Annotated in this window: 12 protein-coding genes; 9 read left to right on the top strand and 3 right to left on the bottom strand. The window is 55.7% G+C overall.

Going from position 1 to position 19098, the window contains the following annotated elements; all coding sequences use genetic code 11:
* Positions 1-5 precede the first annotated feature (5 nt).
* Together RB_RS06335 and RB_RS06330 are read right to left on the bottom strand one after the other, a co-directional pair.
* Entirely contained in the window at positions 6-1409 is a 1404-nt protein-coding gene (locus tag RB_RS06335) for a DUF1552 domain-containing protein (protein WP_007328624.1), read from the bottom strand.
* A 51-nt stretch (positions 1410-1460) separates the two neighbouring features.
* Positions 1461-4214, bottom strand: coding sequence for a DUF1592 domain-containing protein (locus RB_RS06330; RefSeq protein WP_164921619.1), 2754 nt, complete (start codon positions 4212-4214; stop codon positions 1461-1463).
* An 835-nt stretch (positions 4215-5049) separates the two neighbouring features.
* Between RB_RS06330 and RB_RS06325 the strand changes: the two genes are divergently transcribed.
* From RB_RS06325 to RB_RS06295, 8 genes are all read left to right on the top strand, one after another.
* A complete protein-coding gene (locus RB_RS06325) occupies positions 5050-6180 on the top strand; it encodes an SPFH domain-containing protein (RefSeq protein ID WP_007328620.1) in 1131 nt (376 codons plus the stop codon).
* Positions 6181-6238: 58 nt separating this feature from the next.
* Entirely contained in the window at positions 6239-6733 is a 495-nt protein-coding gene (locus RB_RS06320; protein WP_011119244.1) for an S-adenosylmethionine decarboxylase family protein, read from the top strand.
* Positions 6734-6795: 62 nt separating this feature from the next.
* Positions 6796-8313 carry a DUF4178 domain-containing protein gene (locus RB_RS06315; RefSeq protein WP_231846275.1) on the top strand — a complete coding sequence of 506 codons (1518 nt, stop codon included), beginning with the start codon at positions 6796-6798 and terminating at the stop codon, positions 8311-8313.
* Complete coding sequence (locus tag RB_RS27720; RefSeq protein WP_007328617.1) at positions 8313-8477, top strand: hypothetical protein; 165 nt, start codon at positions 8313-8315, stop codon at positions 8475-8477. Before RB_RS06315 ends, RB_RS27720 begins: the two co-directional genes overlap by 1 nt.
* Before the next feature lie 150 nt (positions 8478-8627).
* A complete protein-coding gene (locus RB_RS06310; RefSeq protein ID WP_231846274.1) occupies positions 8628-8873 on the top strand; it encodes a DUF350 domain-containing protein in 246 nt (81 codons plus the stop codon).
* A gap of 510 nt (positions 8874-9383) precedes the next feature.
* Entirely contained in the window at positions 9384-9713 is a 330-nt protein-coding gene (locus RB_RS06305; protein WP_011119236.1) for a hypothetical protein, read from the top strand.
* Between the two features lie 38 nt (positions 9714-9751).
* Entirely contained in the window at positions 9752-10162 is a 411-nt protein-coding gene (locus RB_RS06300; protein ID WP_011119235.1) for a hypothetical protein, read from the top strand.
* An 810-nt stretch (positions 10163-10972) separates the two neighbouring features.
* Positions 10973-12745, top strand: coding sequence for a S41 family peptidase (locus RB_RS06295; RefSeq protein ID WP_164921618.1), 1773 nt, complete (start codon positions 10973-10975; stop codon positions 12743-12745).
* Positions 12746-13336: 591 nt separating this feature from the next.
* Here RB_RS06295 and RB_RS06290 read toward each other — a convergent pair.
* Positions 13337-14473, bottom strand: a complete 1137-nt coding sequence (locus RB_RS06290; RefSeq protein WP_011119230.1) for a transaldolase family protein — start codon at positions 14471-14473, stop codon at positions 13337-13339.
* A 517-nt stretch (positions 14474-14990) separates the two neighbouring features.
* Between RB_RS06290 and RB_RS06285 the strand changes: the two genes are divergently transcribed.
* Complete coding sequence (locus RB_RS06285; protein WP_011119226.1) at positions 14991-18899, top strand: efflux RND transporter permease subunit; 3909 nt, start codon at positions 14991-14993, stop codon at positions 18897-18899.
* Positions 18900-19098: the final 199 nt, after the last annotated feature.

Raw genomic sequence — 19098 nt, 5'->3', positions numbered from 1 at the left:
GTCGTTTAAGACAAGCTCAGGCGGCCGGTGCTGTCGCCAATTTCTTCCGCGGGCGTGCCGACGACGTCGAGCATGCTGAGGAACAGGTTCGCCATCGGTGTTTCCTCTGCGGCCTGCAGGTAACGTCCGGTCTTTATCTGACCACCGCCACCACCTGCCAGCACGATTGGCAAATCATGGTGCGTGTGACGGTTACCGTCGCCCAGTCCACTACCATACAGCACCATCGAATTGTCCAGCAGCGTGCCGCCACTTTCTTCGACAGAATCAAGTCGCTCGAGGAAGTACGCGAACTGTTCAACCAGATAATGATCGATCTTTTGAATCTTCTCGACCGTTTCCGTTTTGTCACGGTGGTGACTCAACCCGTGGTGAGCTTCCTTCACACCGATTTCAGGATAGGTGCGATTGCCGCCCGCGGTGTCGAGCATGAACGTCGCGACCCGGGTCGTATCGGTTTGGAATCCAACGACCATCAAGTCGTACATCAAACGTGCGTGTTCGCGGAACGCGGTGACGCGACCCATTGGCACCTCGAGATCGGGCAATGATTTGCGATCTTCGGCTTCGGTTTGCTCAATCCGTGTTTCGATTTCGCGTACGCTGGTGAAGTATTCATCCAGCTTGCGTTTGTCGGTCTTGCCGACCTGTTTCATCAGACGCTCAGCATCACCTCGCACAACGTCAAGAATGCTCTTTCGGGCCAGGCGTTGTTTGCGTTCCATCGCCGCATCGCCGGAACCGAACATACGCTCGAACGCGAGCCGAGGAATGGTTTCCTTTGGCATAGGTTGCGATTCGTTCTTCCAAGAGATGTTCGACGAGTAAGCGCAACTGTACCCGGAGTCGCAACTGCCGGCGTTCCGGCTGCCGTTCAAACCAAGTTCGATCGATGGCAAACGGGTTTGACCGGCGAGTGCGGTGGCGGCGACCTGGTCGAGTGAGATTCCCAACCGAATGTTGCTGCTCGTTTTGACCGGACGTGCCGCTGTCAAAAACGTTGAACCACCACGAGCGTGATCGCCCGCACCGTCTTTGCCCGCTCGGCCATTTTCATGAGCCAAGTTGGAGATGACGTTCAGTTTGTCTTTGAAAGCTTCGAGTGGCTTGAGCGTTTCGCCCATCTCCCAGTTGTCACCGTCCACCTTTGGACGCCACGATGGTTGAATGACTCCGTTTGGAAAGAACACGCATGCCATGCGGACCGGACGGGAAACGTCGGTCATCTGCAGAGCTTCCTTGGAAGCGTAGGCACTCCGCCCGGCTGGAGTCATCGCCTCGAGCAACGGCAATCCGAGAGCCAACCCAGAGGCTCGCAGCATGGTGCGACGACTCAAACGGGACGAACCAATTTGGACGATCGAGTTGGGCTGATTAGGAGCGTTGGGGACGTTCATCGAGTCTTTCATGTGACTTTCCTTAGTTCAGGCGAGGAGCCGTGGGCAGGCAGGAAGGAACGATCAGGAGGCGGGGACGCTGGTGGTCAAAAACGGTGGGCTGTTGATGACGCCTTCGACGAGGTCTCGCAAACGGAAACCTTCATCTTCAGCGTCATCCAAAATGGCTTCTACAAAACATCGATCGGCAGGACGCAATTCGCGGCCGATAGCAAAGGATAACAATCGACGGACGGTCGTGTCAGCAAAACGCCGCGTTTCGGTGCTTGCCAACATTTCACTCAATTCCATCGCTCCGCGGAACGAACGACCGCCTGGAAGCTCTCCGTTGGCGTCGGCGACGGATGGATCGCTGGGCGGCCGCAAGCGACCGAGGTGGTCCATCGTCTCCAAACCGAACCCAAGAGCATCCATCACACGGTGACAGGAGGCACATCCAGGATCGGCACGATGCAGTTCCAATTGCTCGCGAAGAGTCGCATCGGCCGAGGCCGCACGGGTCTCTTCCAATTCAGGCACGTTCGGTGGGGCTTCTGGTGGAGGCGTCCCGAGGACGTTTTCCAAAATCCACTTGCCGCGAAGAACCGGTGAATTTCGAGTGGGGTAACTGGTCAGCGTCAGCACGCCGGCATGCCCCAAAATTCCGCGTCGGCCCGCGTCGGCGAGCGACACTTTTTGGAAGGTGTTTGCTTGATCGGATTCGGGAAGTTCCACGCCGTACCAATCCGCCAATGATTCGTTGACGAACGTGTAGTCAGCGGTCAGCAATTCGGTCACGGGCAGATTGTCTTTTAGCACGTGGTCGAACAAGGCGTGAGTTTCAGCGGCCAGGTCGTCGACCGTGATCGCGGGGCCTTCTTCGTTGCCGCCAAAATCCGCCATGTCCCGAGCCTTCAGGTTGCCCAAACCGAACCACTGGGTCGCGAATTGTTCGCCGAGTGAAATCGATTTTGGATCGTCCAGCATGCGATGAACGTGGCGTTGACGCTTCGATTCATCGACCAACTGATTCTCTTTCGCGGCCTGCAACAGTTCCTTGTCAGGAATGCTGCTCCACAAGAAAAACGACAAGCGGCTGGCAAGCTGAGTCGACGACAACGGTACCGCTTCGCCGGTGGCCGCTAATTCGCGAGCTTCGTCCGTTTCGGGCAATTCGATCCGGAACAAGAAACTCGGCGAGCACAAAATCGCGGTGATAGCCTGCTGCATCCCCACGTAGAACGATTCCCGTCGGTCAGTGGCTGCTTCCACCAGCATCGCGTATCGCTTGACTTCTTCCTCGCTGACTTCGCGGCGGAACGCCCGTCGCATCAACGGTTCCAAATTGGTCTTGGCCGCTTTGTAAACGTCTTCCCAATGATCGCTTCGCTCGCGAGCCATTCGGGTGATCAATTGCGACTGAGTCGCCGGCAGATCCTTGCGATTGTGTGATGCGGGACCTTTGATCGACACCGTTTTGAATTTGAAGTTGAACTCGTCATCAGAAATCCGACGCGAAATTTCAATCTTCTCGCCCTCAGGCAATACAGTCTTTGCGAGTTCCTCATCGGTCATCGCTCGAACGCGATCGGAAATCGATTCACCGATACGCCATGGGTCCTCGCGATCTTCCGACTTGGGAAGTTCATCGATCCAGGTATCCGTCGGCGAAAAGAAGAATCGATGCTTGCCAGGTTTCAGCGTCGCTTTGAACGATTCACCGTCGGTCGGACCACTTTTGTCTTGAAAGCTGAAATCGAGGATCTCGAGCAAGCGTCCCTCTTCGTCGTGCACCATCACACAACGATTGACTTTGTCGCTTTCCTTTGGCTCTTTGTCTTCGTCGTCCCTTTTTCGATCTCTTCTTCTTTCTTTGTCTTTGCCTTCGGATTCTTTCGCATCGGATTTCTTGCCGTCCGAATCATTGCTTTCTGAGTCTTCGCCCTCCGCATCAGCTTGAGACTTTTCCTCTTTCAACTCGTTCAGTTCCGATCGACGAACATTCGTGCCACCACGGATATCGAAGTAGTACTCGCCTTCGACTGGAACTTCGACTTCGCACCAAACCATCCCGTCGCCGCGAATGAACCATTCACCAAACGAAGCCAACTTGGCTTCGCCGATCGTGTGCAGGGTTTGATCAGCGAAAGTTTTGTCGATCGATGGCAAGGTCGCCGGATCAATGATCACGGTCGACGCAACCGTTTCGCCGGCCTTCAAGTACTTCTCCATCAGCATTGTCGACAACGACAACACGTCGGCGTTGTTGTCAAAGCCACCACCAACTTCGTCCGAGGGGAATTGGTCGGCGGGTCGGAGATCCATTCCGAAGAGATCGCGAATGGCGTTGTTGTATTCGGCGCGATTCAATCGTCTCGCGGTGATGCGACCGGGTTTGGGACGCAAATCACAAGTTGCGCGGTAAACCAGATCATCAAGCTGATCGGCAAGTTGACGTCGTTCTTCGACCGTCGGCAACGCGGAATCTTCCGGTGGCATCGCGCCGAAGCGAATCATGCTGATGGAGTGCATCGCCAACTCGCTGTTGTTGCGAATTTTTTCGGCGGTGCTGAGAAGCGTCAAATCAACTTCGGCTTCTTGGTAGTCCGCATTGTGACAATCAATGCAGAACTCTTCCAACTTCAGAAAACCGGAGTTTTCCCAAGCGGTCAAATCATCGGTGGTGGGCTCGACCGTCTTAAAATCGGCCTCGGCGGAAACCTCTGACTCGGGTTGGTCAGCTCGGATTGTTGAGGTCGTCAACAACGCCAGCGTTCCCGCGAACAAACAGAGTACGCGAGTCCAGCGAGTTCCCGGCAGGATGCAATCGAATTTCATAGGCAGGCTGAGCGATCGACGACAAACTGGATGCAATCCAATCACGAAGCCGAGTGACTCAATCGTTGCGATAGGTGGGATGGTATGAGGCAGGACTGCAGAAACGATAGCAAGCCGTCCATGGAGGGGGCGCATAACGAGCCGCAGCGACGTCCATTGTAACAGATTCTATAGCCCGACCGAATACCTTTCGCAAAATCGAGCGAGATTTCGCGAACGGTGAAACAACGCTATTTACCCCCAATTTCGCATGATTTGCGGGGTCTCGACGCTATTCAGATCAAGACAAACACCCGAATCGCTGCACTGCTAACATTTGTTACAAACCCCCGATGCGTTGCGGCTTGGATGGCAGCGTGATCAAGCCGATGACCGCGGCCATTCGTGGAAAACGAAGACGTCCGTTTCGATACGGCATTTTCAGCTGCGGGCTGATTCGTTTGAGGGCTCGGAAGCTGGAATCGATCGAAAGCTGCGCCCCGTTCGCAGAATGATTCGGCCTGGATTGTTGATGGGAGCCCAAAGGGTTGGGTTCTCGGTTGTTGTTGCCTGGTGTTGTCCGCTGATGGCCAGATGCTAATCGCTCGAAACCTAGCTGATAGTTCCGAACCTGAACGGCCAAGTGCTGATTGTCTGGATGGAGCGACTTGGTTCTGAGCCCAGCGGAAACGGCCGAGCGAAACGACCATCCCGGCAAGCCATCGGATTGATTTGAAACGCTAGAATTCCGCTTCCGTGAATCCGTTTGGTGTTTCGGCAGTGTCACCGTTTGACCTTGCCCCCCAACCGCCCTAGGCTTTGCAACGATTTCAAGACCGTACACAGGAGATGCGACGTGGGACTGTTTGATCTGATTCGTTCAGAATTGATTGACATCATCGAATGGATCGATGACACACAACATACGTTGGTGTGGCGATTCCCTCGGCATGACAACGAAATCAAAAACGGAGCGCAATTGATTGTGCGTCCGGGCCAGACGGCCGTCTTTGTTTACAAAGGCGAAATCGCCGACATCTACCCGCCCGGTCATTACCAACTGACGACCGACAACATGCCCGTCATGACGACGCTGCAGGGTTGGAAGTACGGATTCGACAGCCCGTTCAAAGCCGAAGTTTACTTCGTCAGCACCCGCCAGCTGACCGATCTGAAGTGGGGCACGCCCAATCCGATCATGTTGCGAGACCCCGAGTTCGGTCCGATTCGAATTCGCGCCTTCGGAACATACGCGTTGCGTGCCGTCGATCCCAAAGCGTTGCTGCTGGAAATTGTGGGCACCAACGGTGAATTCGGTGCAGACGATGTCAACGTGCTGTTGCGTTCGATCATCCAATCTTCATTCGCGGACCTGATCGGCTCATCGCAAATCGCCGCTTTGGATCTGGCCAGCAATTACGAGCAACTCGCCGCTCAACTTCGCGAACGCGTCGTTGAAAAGATCGACGACGAGTACGGTTTGGATTGCCCCCAGCTTTTCATCGTCAACATCTCACTTCCCGAGTCGGTTGAGAAAGCTCTCGACACGCGGACGAGCATGGGTGTGATCGGCGACATGAATCGGTTCCAACAATTCCAAATGGGCCAAGCGATGACATCGGCTGCCGAGAACGGTGGCGGCGGTGGGGCGGCCGAAGGCTTGGGACTGGGACTCGGTGTCGCGATGGCCGGTCGGATGATGCCTGGCGCGATGAACCCTGGTGCGATGAACCCCGGCGCAGCAGCGGGATCCGGCGGACCTCCTCCACCCCCCGCTGCAACGGCGTGGTACGTCGCAAAGGATGGCGTGACGCATGGTCCATTCACGGCCGAGCAAATTCGATCCGGAATTGGAAGCGGAGAGATGGGAGCCGAATCAATGGTTTGGTCTTCCGGAATGGGCGGATGGTTGATGGCCAAAGATGTTCCCGCTTTGGCATCGATGCTGGCCGCTGGCAGTCCTCCGCCACCGCCACCAGCGAACTGATTGAGACAACTGACTTTCACGGCCACCGTGATGGAATAATGACAACGGAGTGAACTGAGTGCCCGCGACGCCTGTCAACGCAACGACGAACAAAACGAGTGATTCATCCACCGCTGCGCCGTCCATCAGCGTCGGCGGGCAGTGGATAGTCGATGCGTCAGGGTGTGATCCGAAAACGCTTCAGTCCTTGGCGACAATCCAGTCGATCTGTCAGGACGTGATCGCGTCGCTGGGTTTGAAAGTGGTTGGCGAACCGCAATCGCATGTCTTTGGACCACCGCACGGCGTCACGGCGTTGTATCTGCTTTCTGAATCACACTTGGCGGTGCACACCTATCCTGAACACGGCGTTGCCACGTTCAATCTGGTTTGCTGCCGAGAAACCGCCGTGTGGGATTGGCAGACGCAGTTGCAATCTCGTTTGAACGCGACCAACGTGCGAGTCCGACACCTTCGTCGAGGAGCTTGGGAGACCAACGAAGCCTCAGACACGCACTGCTGCAACGCATCGTCCACACACATTCCGGAAGCCATCACCGAGGTCGACGAATGAAGGTTCGCCGCGCTTCGTGTCCTGGTTGTGGGGCGCCCGTTGAATTCCGTTTCGGGAACTCGATGGTCAGCGTCTGCGAATTCTGCCACACCGCAGTCGCTCGCGGTGACAAAGACATCGAGGACTACGGCAAAGTCAGCGATCTTGTTGAGACCGATTCGGTTGTTCAGCTTGGTTCGACCGGATCCTTTCGGGGCAAGCCCTTCGAAGTGATCGGCCGAGTTCAATACGACCACGCCGCCGGCGGCGTTTGGGACGAGTGGTACTTGCGGTTCCCGGGCGACAAGATGGCTTGGTTGGCTGAGGCTCAAGGCCAATTGCATCTGACGTTTGAACGACCGGTACGAACGAAGTCTCCTTTGCCCGATTTCGATTCGCTGTCGCTGGGACAGATCGTTCATTACGGCGGACAGGATTTGACCGTCGCTGAGTTGGGCGTCGCCAAGGCGAGATCGGCTCAAGGCGAAATCCCTTGGCAGTTTCGTCCCAATGACGACCATCGCTATGTGGATCTGCACGGAGCTCCTGAGCCCGAAGGCGGATCATGGTTTGCCACCTTTGATTACTCACGCGGCGAACAACACACATTCATCGGCCGCACAGTTACGAAAGAAAAACTGAACCTGTCGACTCCCGATTGGCAGCCTGATCCTGGATCAGGAACGATCGCGGTCGCATCGCTTCATCTGAATTGTCCCAAGTGCGGCGGTTCGCTGGACCTTCATGCACCAAAAGAAACACTGCGAGTTGGATGCCAACACTGCGGTGCGTTGTTGTCCAACGATGATGGGCGGCTGAAATTGCTGACGATGTTGGAACAACGTGAGATGCACACGTCGTTGCCGCTCGGCATTCGAGGAACCATCGAAGGCACCGAATACATCATCATCGGCATCATGGCTCGCTTCGTGCGTTACGCGGGCACAACGTATCCCTGGACGGAATACCTGCTCTACGCACCAGGGATCGGATTCCGATGGTTGGTCGAAAATGATCGCCATTGGTCATTCGTCCAGCCCGTCACCGGACATGCGATGGATCCTCTGGCCACTCGCCTTCGATATGACGGTGATTCCTTTCGCATCTACGACCGCGCCACCGCGATTGTCCGACATGTGATCGGCGAGTTCTACTGGAAAGTCCAACAAGGCAACTGTGTCGAGACTGCGGACTTCATAGCCCCGCCAAGAATGCTGTCGATCGAAGACAGTTTCGAAGGCAGGACACACGAACGTGTTGTGTCATTGGGGACCTACATGAAACCGAGTGAGATTGAAGAAGCTTTCGGCGTCGAAAACCTGACGCGTCCTTGGGGCGTCGGCGTGATCCAACCTGCGCCCAAAATCTCCTTTGGAGTTTGGCTCGCCTGGGCTGGGTTCTGCTTCTACATGTTCATCATTTACCTCGGCAACCATCGTTCTGCCTCATCCGCAACACCGTCCGCTGACGGCTGGATGCTGTTTTACGGGTTGCTGTTTGTTTCAGCGATTCCGATTGGATGCTTGGTTTACATACACAACTTCGAAGTCTCCCGCTGGAAAGACAGCGACTTCAGTCCCTACGCCAGCAGTGATGACTGATGAAAATACTACGAATCTATTTGATCATCGGCGTGCTCGTTTGCTGCTGGTACTCGGTCGCCGCGTTTCGAGGTTGGCAAGCGATCAACTTTGGCATTGTCGACAACATGGGCAGCAGCGGCGGCGGTCGAGCCTACGGTGGTTCGTGGGGCGGCGGAAAATAACCAACCGACACCAGGCCACTCGCAACATGCATCGCAGCGACACACCGCACTCATCAAATCAACACACAACACTCCAACGAATCCAAACCAATCGAAAAGGTAGAGAGCATGATTGATCGACTACGTGGCTTGGCACAATCCGACTCTGTCGTGGTGGATCCGACACCCGCGACCGGCACCAGTCTGGATTTGCTTTTGCAGCATCTGATTGCCGCTTGCGTGTTCTCCGTAGTCGGAATCGTTGTCTTCATGGGCTGTCTGGTGCTGATGGAAAAGCTCACGCCCTTCTCGATCCTGCACGAGATCGGCGAAGAGCACAACTTGGCAGTCTCGATCGTCGTCGCCGCGATCGTGCTCGGCGTCTCCATCATCATCGCCGCCTCCGTGATCGGTTGAGCCGCCACGCCGCATCCGATCGATTCGGTTCTTGAGACATGGTCGCAACTGCCCCCCACCTGTCAGCCTGCGAATCGAACGATCGTTGCTTACCTGGATGCTGACGGACAACGTTTTCAAATTGCAAAACAGAGCATTTCATGCACAAGACAGAGCTCATTGCGAATGCGCGTTCGAGATGCTGCAAGCACATTTGGTTTGGAACCATAATCGGTCTTCTATCTGCATTCATTTCCGGATGCTTAAGTCGCGTCGAAGCTGAAAAGGAACTCGATCGCCGGAACAGCACACCCGAAGCGAGGTAATCGCGTTTGGGTCGCGACGTCCACACTTTTTGATGGTCTTGTTGATCAATTCTCTATCGCAAACCTTCCGATCGTGCCTGTATCGCGGCCACAAAAGCACCCCATCACGCCTCGGGTTCGTTTTTGTAGCTTAGGACGTGGGTTCACGCTGCTGTCGATCTCTGGACTGCAAAGTCTGCGACTTAACTGACTGGGACATCATCGAGTGAACAATCCCTACGAACCGGTCTCGAGCGAGACCGAATCAACGGTCCCTCCGAGCATCCGTCGAACGATTTATCACTTCACATCCGTCATCGCTGGCTTGGGATGGTTGGGTGCAATCTGCTACGCGATGTTGATGTTTCATCAAGCGGAAGCGACGATCGAGGCTCCCTACTTCGGGAGTGCTGTGACCGCATCAGTTATGATGTCGCTGATCGTTTGGTCCGCCTTCGTCCGCACTTGGTATCGAAATTCTCGTCTCGTGTGCGCAGTCTTCACCGCAACGTTGATCGTGTTTCAGGGCGTCGCGATCTACATCCTAGGCGGTTGACCGAACGCGTCAGCTGAAAACAGGGAAGGAAGGTCGACATGCCTGCAGTGCTCCGTATCACCGGTGACCATCTCGCTCTTGAATCGATTGCACGCGAATCGGCCTTGGCGATTGAAGAGACGACTCAATCTCGAAAGAAACTGCGTCAATGGACAGACGCCACGCAGACGGACTCGACATACCGCTTGGTCGTTTCGCATTCTGATGGGGACCACGTACCGCAACAGATCGAAGAAGCTTGCGTCTTTCTTGAAGCAAATGAAGAGGCATTGGGGTCCATTTTCAATGCACTACCAAATTGCAGACGGACGCTGGACTTTTCCTGGGACCTTCCCGATGGATCGCTCGGTCAGTTCAATCGATTCCCAACGACGCTCCTCTCCCAGTTGAACGCTTTCGGGATAGAGCTGGGTGTCTCTGTCTATGGTGTCGCGAACAGCACAGACTGACCTCAGTCGCCAACAGTGTTTGAGCACGTGAGCGAGAGTCATTGGGCTTGATCACATGGCGGCGTCCTCCCAGACGCTGTCATTTGCGAGTCTCAGAAAGACTCGCCTACGTGACGTTCTACCCGATCATTCCTGCCGACCTACTTAGCTTCGCCAATGCGACGATCGGATCGCATCTATGGTTGGAACAACCCAAACGGACAAACGGCCGGCGGAACAACGTGGCCCGATTTACAAAGTATGACGGCGTCGAAAGGTGCCGCAAACAAAACGTCGAGCTCTACGATATTGGAAGGACATCGTACGGATTGCTTGCGTTGCTTCTGAGCTACCAAGTTGGCGAGTCTTCGTTGAGCGTCTGAATCCGTTGCTTGCCCGCGTATGGGACAGTGCCTATTCTTATCGCGATGCCAAGAAACAACTGGCGATGAGGAACGCCGCAAGTGTTTCACGAACTTGCTCGTGAAACAACTCGATCACTGAACTTTGATCACATTGAGTGAAGTTGTTTCTTTCTGCGCACTGGAGGCGCATCACGCGATGAAAGTCGTGCCTGACCGGCACGATACATCCCAGCGACAGCCACGCCCTAACCGGCAAACTTTCTGTCGTCGCGACAACCGACGGCTTGTTCACCGGGTCGTGCGGTTTGGAGCAAACAGGGTGATATTTCATCGGCATGGTTTTTTGACCGGGCACGTTTTGTGACCTAAGTTTGCTCAGCCCCACGATTCGGAGTGTCTTCCGTGGGGCTTGGACTCACCCCGTCCAGCAATCCCCCTCCAACGACACTCGCGATGGAATCGGCGCATGGACCTGTTAACGACGATCAATCGATGCCTTGCTTTTGACAAGCAAGCGGACCAATCAAACGAAGGCAAAGCGATTGCCAAGCACGCTCGTCGGCGACGAGTCGCTGGCCGCATGCGGACGTTTGCATTGGTCGTCGGTGCGATCGCCGTCGGCGGATCTTCCATGCCCGCGTTTGCACAAGGCTTCGTGCCTTCACGTGGTCCTACCGTTTCCGCCCCCACCAACGACGCCGAACGCAAACTCGAAGAACAAGAGCGTGCTCGAGCGTTGACTGATGGCATTGAACTGGAAGATGCCGGTCAGTGGAGCGACGCAATCGACCACTACGAATCGGCAACTCGCCGGTTCCCGCAGGACCGCATCCTGTATCAGCGACTGCTGATCAGCCGGTTACGATTTGACGTCAACCGCCGCTATCAAGATCAAACGTACTTGCGATCGCTGCGTGACATGACAACGTCGCAGTCATTGGACTTGTACAGCGAGATTTTGGCGAACCTGCAAACGCACTATGTTGACACGATTGAGTGGTCACGAGTGTTGCTGCACGGCACCGCGGCTCTCGAAACCGCGTTGGATGATGAAACGTTCGTGCAAACGATGCTTCCCAATGCGACACCGGAACAGATTGAGAAGTTCCGAATGGAAATCCACCACCGGATCAGTCAGCGGTCCACCCAAAGTCGATTTGACTTGCGAGCGACCGTGTCTCAGGTTGCGTCCATGGCTCAGCAAGAACTCGGCTTGAGCGGAACGGCGACGGTTCTGGAGTTCGTATCGGGTGCGGTTTCGACGTTGGACACGTACACTCGTTTGCTGTCGCCTGGACAACTAGACGACATGTTCAGCACCATTGATGGCAACTTCGTTGGACTCGGCGTCGAGTTGAAGCCTGGCGAAGACTGTTTGAACATTTTGTCGGTGATTCCGGGTGGCCCCGCCGATGAAGCCGGTATCGTCGCTGGCGATCGAATCATGGGCGTGGACGCGATTTCCGCCGCTGACCGTGACCCTGACTACGTTGCCGATTTGCTGCGTGGTCCCGAGGGTTCGTTGGTGTCACTCGAGATCGCTTCCGTTGATCAACAACCACGTTCCATCCGAGTCGCACGACGCCGGGTCGACGTGCCATGTGTTGAAAACATTCACTTGGTCGACACGGATGCCAAGATTGGCTACTTCCGACTGACAAATTTTCAAAAGTCGACGCCCGCGGAAGTGGAGAAAGCACTTTGGGCACTCAGTCGTCAAGGAATGCGTTCGCTGATCATCGATCTGCGTGACAATCCCGGCGGATTGTTGCCCGCGTCGGTGGAAGTCGCCGATCGGTTCATCGACAACGGTCGAATCCTAACCACCCGAGGTCGCAACGCTCGCGAAAACTTTGACTACTCGGCTCACCGTGCCAACACATGGAATGTTCCGTTGGCGGTCTTGATTGACCGAAACAGTGCGAGTGCCAGCGAGATCTTCTCCGGTGCAATTCGCGATTCCAACCGTGGAACGGTCGTCGGCGAAAAAAGCTATGGTAAAGGTAGCGTGCAGGGCATCTTCCGAATGCAAGCCGCCCAGTTCGGGCTGTGCCTGACAACGGCGAAGTTCTACTCGCCAAGCGGTCGAGCGATCAGTCGCAACGGAGTGGAACCACACCTGTCCGTGCCGCCAACCTACATCGCGGCTCGCCCGGATGAGAACGGACGATTGGTCACGGAATTGGAAGACGACGTGCTCCAACGAGCCATCGAACACTTGGCTCAACCGGCACACTGATTGGCTTGCGATTGTTAGCCGACTTGCGTTAGCACCGGTAGTTCGATGCAACCGGGCCTAGCGGCCATCGTCAGATTGGTGCGGTTTGGAAGAGAGATCTGGTCAGCGGGTGTCAGCTTGTAGATCGGTCGTGGCGATTGAAAAAGTTAAATTGACAATTGTAAATTCTAAATTGGCTGGGTGGCGCCGGGGCTTTTGGATCCGCTCGTTGACGAGTGGTTTGTCAATGAAACAACTTCGGGTGAGACCGGACGGCTCGCGCCGTTCCGCTACCAACTTCAGCTGCAGCGCACGAGCCCTCCGGTACCAAACTTAGCGGCAGGGCGCAAGCCCTCCGGTTTGTGGGGAGCCCAGCGTGACACCGGACGGCTTGCGCCGTTCCGCTACCAACTTCAGCCGCAGCGCACGAGCCCTCCGGTACCACACTTAGCGGCAGGGCGCGAGCCCTCCGGTTTGTGGGGAGCCCAGATTCGTTGGTTCGTGAATCGCCGATCGATCCTCAGACGATTCAGGACACATAGCAAATCAGCCGCGGCATTTGCCGCGGCTGATTGCATTTCAAACTGTTGCCTGCGAGTTCTTGCTCGACGACTAGGCTTGCTTCGTCAGTTCTTCGCGTTTGGCGGAGATGATCGCCAACAGTTCTCGCTGTGGCTTGACGAACTTGTCGACGCCTTCATCCATCAGGAACTTGTGCATCGCCTTAATGTCCAAAGCGGCGTCAATTTCATCTTGGACCGCTTGTGATGGCATGTCGGCCACTTCGCTGGTGAATTTCTTTCCGCTCGCATCGACGGCTTCGTTGGTCGCCGGCGGGTTGGTTTGAATATCGCTGCCGGCCAGAGCGGCGACATACTTCCAAGGTGGGTCATCTTTGCTCTTGGTTCCCGTGCTGGCGAAGATCAATTCTTGTTCCAGCTTCAGGTTTTTGTCGGCCCAGAACTCCTGGTTCTCTTTCCAAATTCGCTTGGCGTTCAAGATGCCCACTTGGCCTTGCGCGTCAGCTGACAGGTTTGGCAATTCCTTCTGCGTGTAGACATCAATTCGCGAGATAAAAATGCTGTACACGGATTTGAATTGATCCAATGATCGCACTCCCGATTCGGCTGCACGCTGGGCACCCTTCCAAATGGCTTCGCGAGCAGCGTGGTATTGGTCGGCGGTGAACATCAACGTCACGTTCAAAGTGATTCCGGCGGCGGCCAATTCTTCCAATGCCAACAAACCAGCTTCCGTCGCGGGAACCTTAATCATTCGGTTGGTGTGACCGGCGTTCCACTGCTTGCCCAACTCGATGTAGCGGCTGGCAATGTCGGATGCGGATAGGTTTTGGTCGGGGTCTTCCAAGATCGGATCGAGTTCGAAGCTGACCCAGCCAGCGTTGCCGCCGGTGGATTCGTGAATCGAGGCGAATTTCTTTTCCGCGTCAGACACCAACTCATCCGTCAAAGCCCATGCGATGGCTTCGTCGTCGTGACCTTCGCTCAGCAACGCGTCAATGCGATCGTCAAAACCGCCCGCCTTCACGATGCCCGAAATGATGGCGGGGTTGCTGGTGGCGCCGACGGCCCCCCACTTGAGGTTCTGGTCAATTTCGGATGGCTCAACCGAATCCAAGTACAGCTTTGTTCCGGAGTCGATCAGGGACTGGAGAGATTCAGACATCAATTCACTTCGTGGGTTTCGAATAGACAAGTGTGATTCGCGGGGATGCGAACGAGACGGCATTCATCGACGGAAAGGCTGCAAAATGCGAACCCAAACGTGCTCGACAAGCGGGTCGTGTTCTTCACCGTCCCCATCCGGATCCACCTTCGCGGCTCGGGTTGGTGGAAAACACATTTCTCACGCTCTGGTTCGAACTGCTCCGCCGATTAGGCTGTTCTGACAATTAGACTGCATTTGGTTCGTTTTGTGGGGGTGGGGCAAACCGTCGCTGTCGGATTTCGAGTCGGAAGTCTGGCATGGTCGCTTGTTTTGGGTCAGAAACTTCCCAGCTTTTCTAACCCTCTCATTTGGCTCACAACAATCGAAACGTTTGGATCGGACAATCGCATTGACGTGGACCTTCCGCCAATCCCTCGATAGCTTACTGCTGTCTCGGTGGTTGGCGGCGGATTGGTCGCCCATGACCGAACGAAATTGACGGGACATCGGGCCTGATACTCATCTCGATCACGCATTCAACCTTGTCCAATCGCCCCCGTCTCGACCGGACTCATTCTTCTCACTTTCGGAATCCTCGATGACCGCAGATTCAACCAAGCCGTCGTTCCTGGAGCGGCCTGGCCCGTGGGGACTGACCGTGGCTTTGTTGATCCTCATGGGATTCTTCTTTTTCATGCCCTCGGCGTTCCGCGCCGCCCGCATGGGTTTGAAGAACAAAGAGAACGACGTCAAAGATTGGTTGCCCAGCGATTTCCCGGAAACGGCGGAATTGGACTGGTTCGCGGATCACTTTGCCGGTGAAAGTTTTGTTCTGTTGACCTGGGAAGGATGCAACGTCGGCGATCAGCGATTGCGATTGTTCGAAGACAAACTGTTGCACGAATCAGCCAACTACCGCGAACAGCTCGCGGCAGACGAAGCATGGGGTGAGAACGCTTTGTCACTGGCGGAAGTTCAAACGCGCGTGCGTGCGCGTGAACTGGGCGAAGAGCTGGAACTTTTGCCTCCCGGTCAAGATTTGACCAACTGGGGTGGCGAAGACGAGAAGTGGTTGGCATCGGCCGATGGGACTTGGTACTACATCAAACCAGACGGCAAATTGTTCCGGTGGGAAGAATCGATGAACGGGCCGGCCGCTTTGGTCCGCAAGTTCAACAAATCCATCGGCGAATACGAGTTGAAAGGTCAATTCGTAACGGCATTTGGCGAGCCATCGACCACGGAACGGATCAACCCGTTTTACAACGACCCGATGTTGTTGTGCGCTCCGTTGTTTCAAACCGTTCAAACGGGAGCCACAATCGCCGAACAGTTGGCCGCCGAGGGTGGTCCGCTGTGGCCGATCGATTTGACCGACGTGACCAAAAAGCCAATCGTTGCCAAACGACTGGCTATGGAACGTTTGACGGGAACACTGTTCGCCCCCGCGGTACCGCACGAGTTTGACTGGACCGCGGAATCATTCATTGAAAAGCTTCCCGAAGAAAGCCGCTCGGGCTTACCAGCGGATGCACCGGAAACAATCGAGCGTGCCCTCGAAACCTTCGTCGTCGAACGTCTCGATGGCGACCGCGAAAAACTTGCGACGTCGCTGACGCAAACGCAAACAGACGCTTGGTACGCCGTCTACGATGCATTGGGCGTCGAACCGCCACCACGATTGACGTGTTTGTTGGTAACGCTGACTGATCTGGCAAAGGACAATCTCGCGTTCGCCGTTGGACGTGGCACACTTGGGACTCCGCAAGGTCGATTGCTGCAACTGGCTCAGCAATCAGGCATCCAGCCACCGTTGCCGCCCAGCAGCGCGCCACCGCCGTTCAATCGCGAACCGCCGGAATCCATCGGAGGCATGCCACCTCTGCGAATGGGCGGTCCACCGATTGACAACATCGCCATCGACGAAGAAGGCACCATCACGCTGGTTCGCTTGGTCGGTTACTGCATCTTGGTCGGTGTGCTGCTTTCATATTTCTGCTTCCGCAGCTTCAAAGTCACCATCATGTTGTTCGTCGTCGGCGGTTCCGCCGCGATGCTCAGCATGTCGATGGTGGGTTGGACGGGCGGCCGCGTCGACGCGATTTTGATGTCGATGCCTTCGCTGGTTTATGTGCTGGGGTTGTCCGGATCGATTCACGTCATCAATTACTACCGTGACGAAGTTCGTTTTCGAGGCAGACGTGGGGCGGCAACTCGCGCGCTCAAGCACGCTGCACTGCCGTGTACGCTGGCCGCACTCACGACTGCGATCGGACTGGCGTCGCTGTTCACCAGCAATCTCAAACCGATCAGCAACTTCGGTTTGTATTCCGCGATCGGCGTGATCTCGACGCTGGGCGTTTTGTTCAGTTATTTGCCCGCCGCGCTGGAAACTTTCTCGCCACAATTCGGCCAAGACAAAGCCGAAGAACGCAAGCGACTCGCCGCCGAAAAACGAAAAACGGAAGCAACCGTCGACACCAATTCCGGATCGACACCGACGAAGGGTGCCGTATCGGGTGAGTTGGAATTGGCCGCTTGGTGGGCTGGAGTCGGACGTTGGATCACCGGGAATCATGCGATTGTCAGTATCGCTTGCATCGTCGGATTGGCGATCGCATCGTTGGGGTTGTTCAAAATCACCACGTCGGTGCAATTGCTCAAGTTGTTTGATCCCCAGGCCCGCATCCTTCGCGATTACGCTTGGTTGGAAGATCACTTTGGCAATCTGGTGCCGATGGAAATTGTCGTCCGAATGCCCCCCGAAATTCAACGGCCCGAACGCCTGGCGTCCGCATCGACTGAAGAGGAAGGCGACGACCAAGATCGCTTGTCCGATCCGATTTCGCTGAGCTTGCTGGAACGAATCGAGGCCGTCGCACGGATTCGCAAGGTCGTCACGCGATCCCTCGGAGAAGAAGGCATCGCAAAAGTTGGGCAAGCGTCCAGCATGGATACTTTCATCGCCCCACTTCCGGATGTCAGCAACGGTTGGAGCAACACGCGGTCCCAATTCAACAGCCGACTGAACGAATCTCGCGACGAGTTGTTGACCAGCGACTACGTCAAAATCGAAAAGAATGGTCCGCTAAAAGACAGCGAACTGTGGCGACTTAGCCTGCGAGTCAGCGCTCTTTCGGACGTCGACTATGGATTGTTCATCAACGAGTTGAAAGACGCGGTCGATCCTGTTGTGCAAGCCTACCGGGTGCGAGCAAAATTGCTCCGCGAATTGCAGCAACCTGACGGAACACAGCTTCCCAAGGCAAAGGTCTTGGTTCTCGGCGCACAGAACGTCGTGGAGTTGGATTCCGCGAATTTGGTCACGACTGATGAAATATCGGGTGAACGCGTCGTCGACCAACGTGCCATTTTCTTGTCGACGTTGCGTGAACTGTTGGGCAATGAACGCATCCGTCAAAGCTGGATCGATCCAGATGCCGAAGATGCAATCGCGAAACCGACCGATGAAAATTGGGACCGCCGAATCGCGGCCGCGGATGTGGTGATCGACTTGGCTGGGTTAAGTTTCCAGGCTTCGACTTCGAAGACGGTCGCCGCGACGGAGCCTGTTGAATCATATGCCGCCGGAGCGGAACGTTTGATCTCGGCCATGGAAGTGATCTCGCGGCCAATTCCAAAACACATCCTTTCGCTCGACAAAGTCGCCGACGGACAACCCAATCGCTTGCCCGTTTTTGAGCTCGATGAACCGGCCACGCCACAGGTCATCTACACCGGTGTCGTGCCGGTTGTCTACAAAGCTCAAAGGACGTTGCTGGGCAGTTTGGTGGAATCGATCCTGCTCGCGTTTGTGCTGATCGGTTTTGTGATGATCGTGTTGCTCAACCCCGGATCTTTCCCTGGCCAATGGTTGGCACCGTCCAACTTGCGAGCTGGTTTTGCCGCTGGTGCGGTTTCGATGATTCCAAACGTGTTCCCGGTGTTGCTGGTATTCGGAGTCATGGGGCACCTGCGAACCGCCGTGGACATCGGAACCATGATGACCGCCAGCGTCGCGATGGGAGTCGCAGTCGACGACACGATTCACTTCCTGACGTGGTTCCGTCAATTCCTCGAGGAAGGCAAATCTCGAAAGGAAGCGGTGATCGAAACGTACCGACGCGTCGGCCCCGCAATGACTCAAACCACCATCGTCGGCGGGTTGGGGCTGTTCATTTTCGCTATGTCCACTTTCACTCCGACCCAACGTTTTGGAACGTTGATGTTGGTGATGTTGGCCGCCGCGTTGATCGGTGACTTGATCCTCTTGCCGGCGTTGCTTGCAGGACCTCTCGGAAAGGTCTTCAAACCACGGCATGACCATTTGGGAAAGCCCGCGTTTGATCCAGGACAATCGGTGAGCGCTGAGTCCCCATCGTCGCTCGATGCCGTCCAACCCGAACGCCCCACCGAAGGGATCGTGGTGACGGAGGACACTCCGGTGTTGAAGGTTCACAAGCCACCGACGCGGACCGAATCCAACCATCCTTCTCGAAAAGGGTGAGCCCCGTAAACGATCTCGGTGTCGCGGATGCGGATCCACAATCGGCCCGCGACGATGAGAAAGTTTGACGAACAGGTGGATTGAAATGAGGCGTCGCGTCGCATCTGATCGGTGACGCTGACTTGGCGGTCGATTACGAGTCGTCAGCGAGGGTTGGATTCGGTAGGCTCGGCATTCAATCCGTCCCGAACCGCCCGAC

Origin of the sequence: Rhodopirellula baltica SH 1, from assembly GCF_000196115.1 — a bacterium.
GTDB lineage: Bacteria > Planctomycetota > Planctomycetia > Pirellulales > Pirellulaceae > Rhodopirellula > Rhodopirellula baltica.
The sequence above is the reverse complement of the archived record's forward strand: the minus strand, read 5'-3'. Positions and strand labels throughout refer to the sequence as shown.

Coding starts and splice junctions, on each gene's coding strand:
- RB_RS06285 (WP_011119226.1), top strand. CDS start 14,991: ATGACCGCAGATTCAACCAAGCCGTCGTTCCTGGAGCGGCCTGGCCCG.
- RB_RS06295 (WP_164921618.1), top strand. CDS start 10,973: ATGGACCTGTTAACGACGATCAATCGATGCCTTGCTTTTGACAAGCAA.
- RB_RS06330 (WP_164921619.1), bottom strand. CDS start 4,214: ATGAAATTCGATTGCATCCTGCCGGGAACTCGCTGGACTCGCGTACTC.
- RB_RS27720 (WP_007328617.1), top strand. CDS start 8,313: ATGAAAATACTACGAATCTATTTGATCATCGGCGTGCTCGTTTGCTGC.
- RB_RS06300 (WP_011119235.1), top strand. CDS start 9,752: ATGCCTGCAGTGCTCCGTATCACCGGTGACCATCTCGCTCTTGAATCG.
- RB_RS06335 (WP_007328624.1), bottom strand. CDS start 1,409: ATGAAAGACTCGATGAACGTCCCCAACGCTCCTAATCAGCCCAACTCG.
- RB_RS06290 (WP_011119230.1), bottom strand. CDS start 14,473: ATGCCGTCTCGTTCGCATCCCCGCGAATCACACTTGTCTATTCGAAAC.
- RB_RS06315 (WP_231846275.1), top strand. CDS start 6,796: ATGGTCAGCGTCTGCGAATTCTGCCACACCGCAGTCGCTCGCGGTGAC.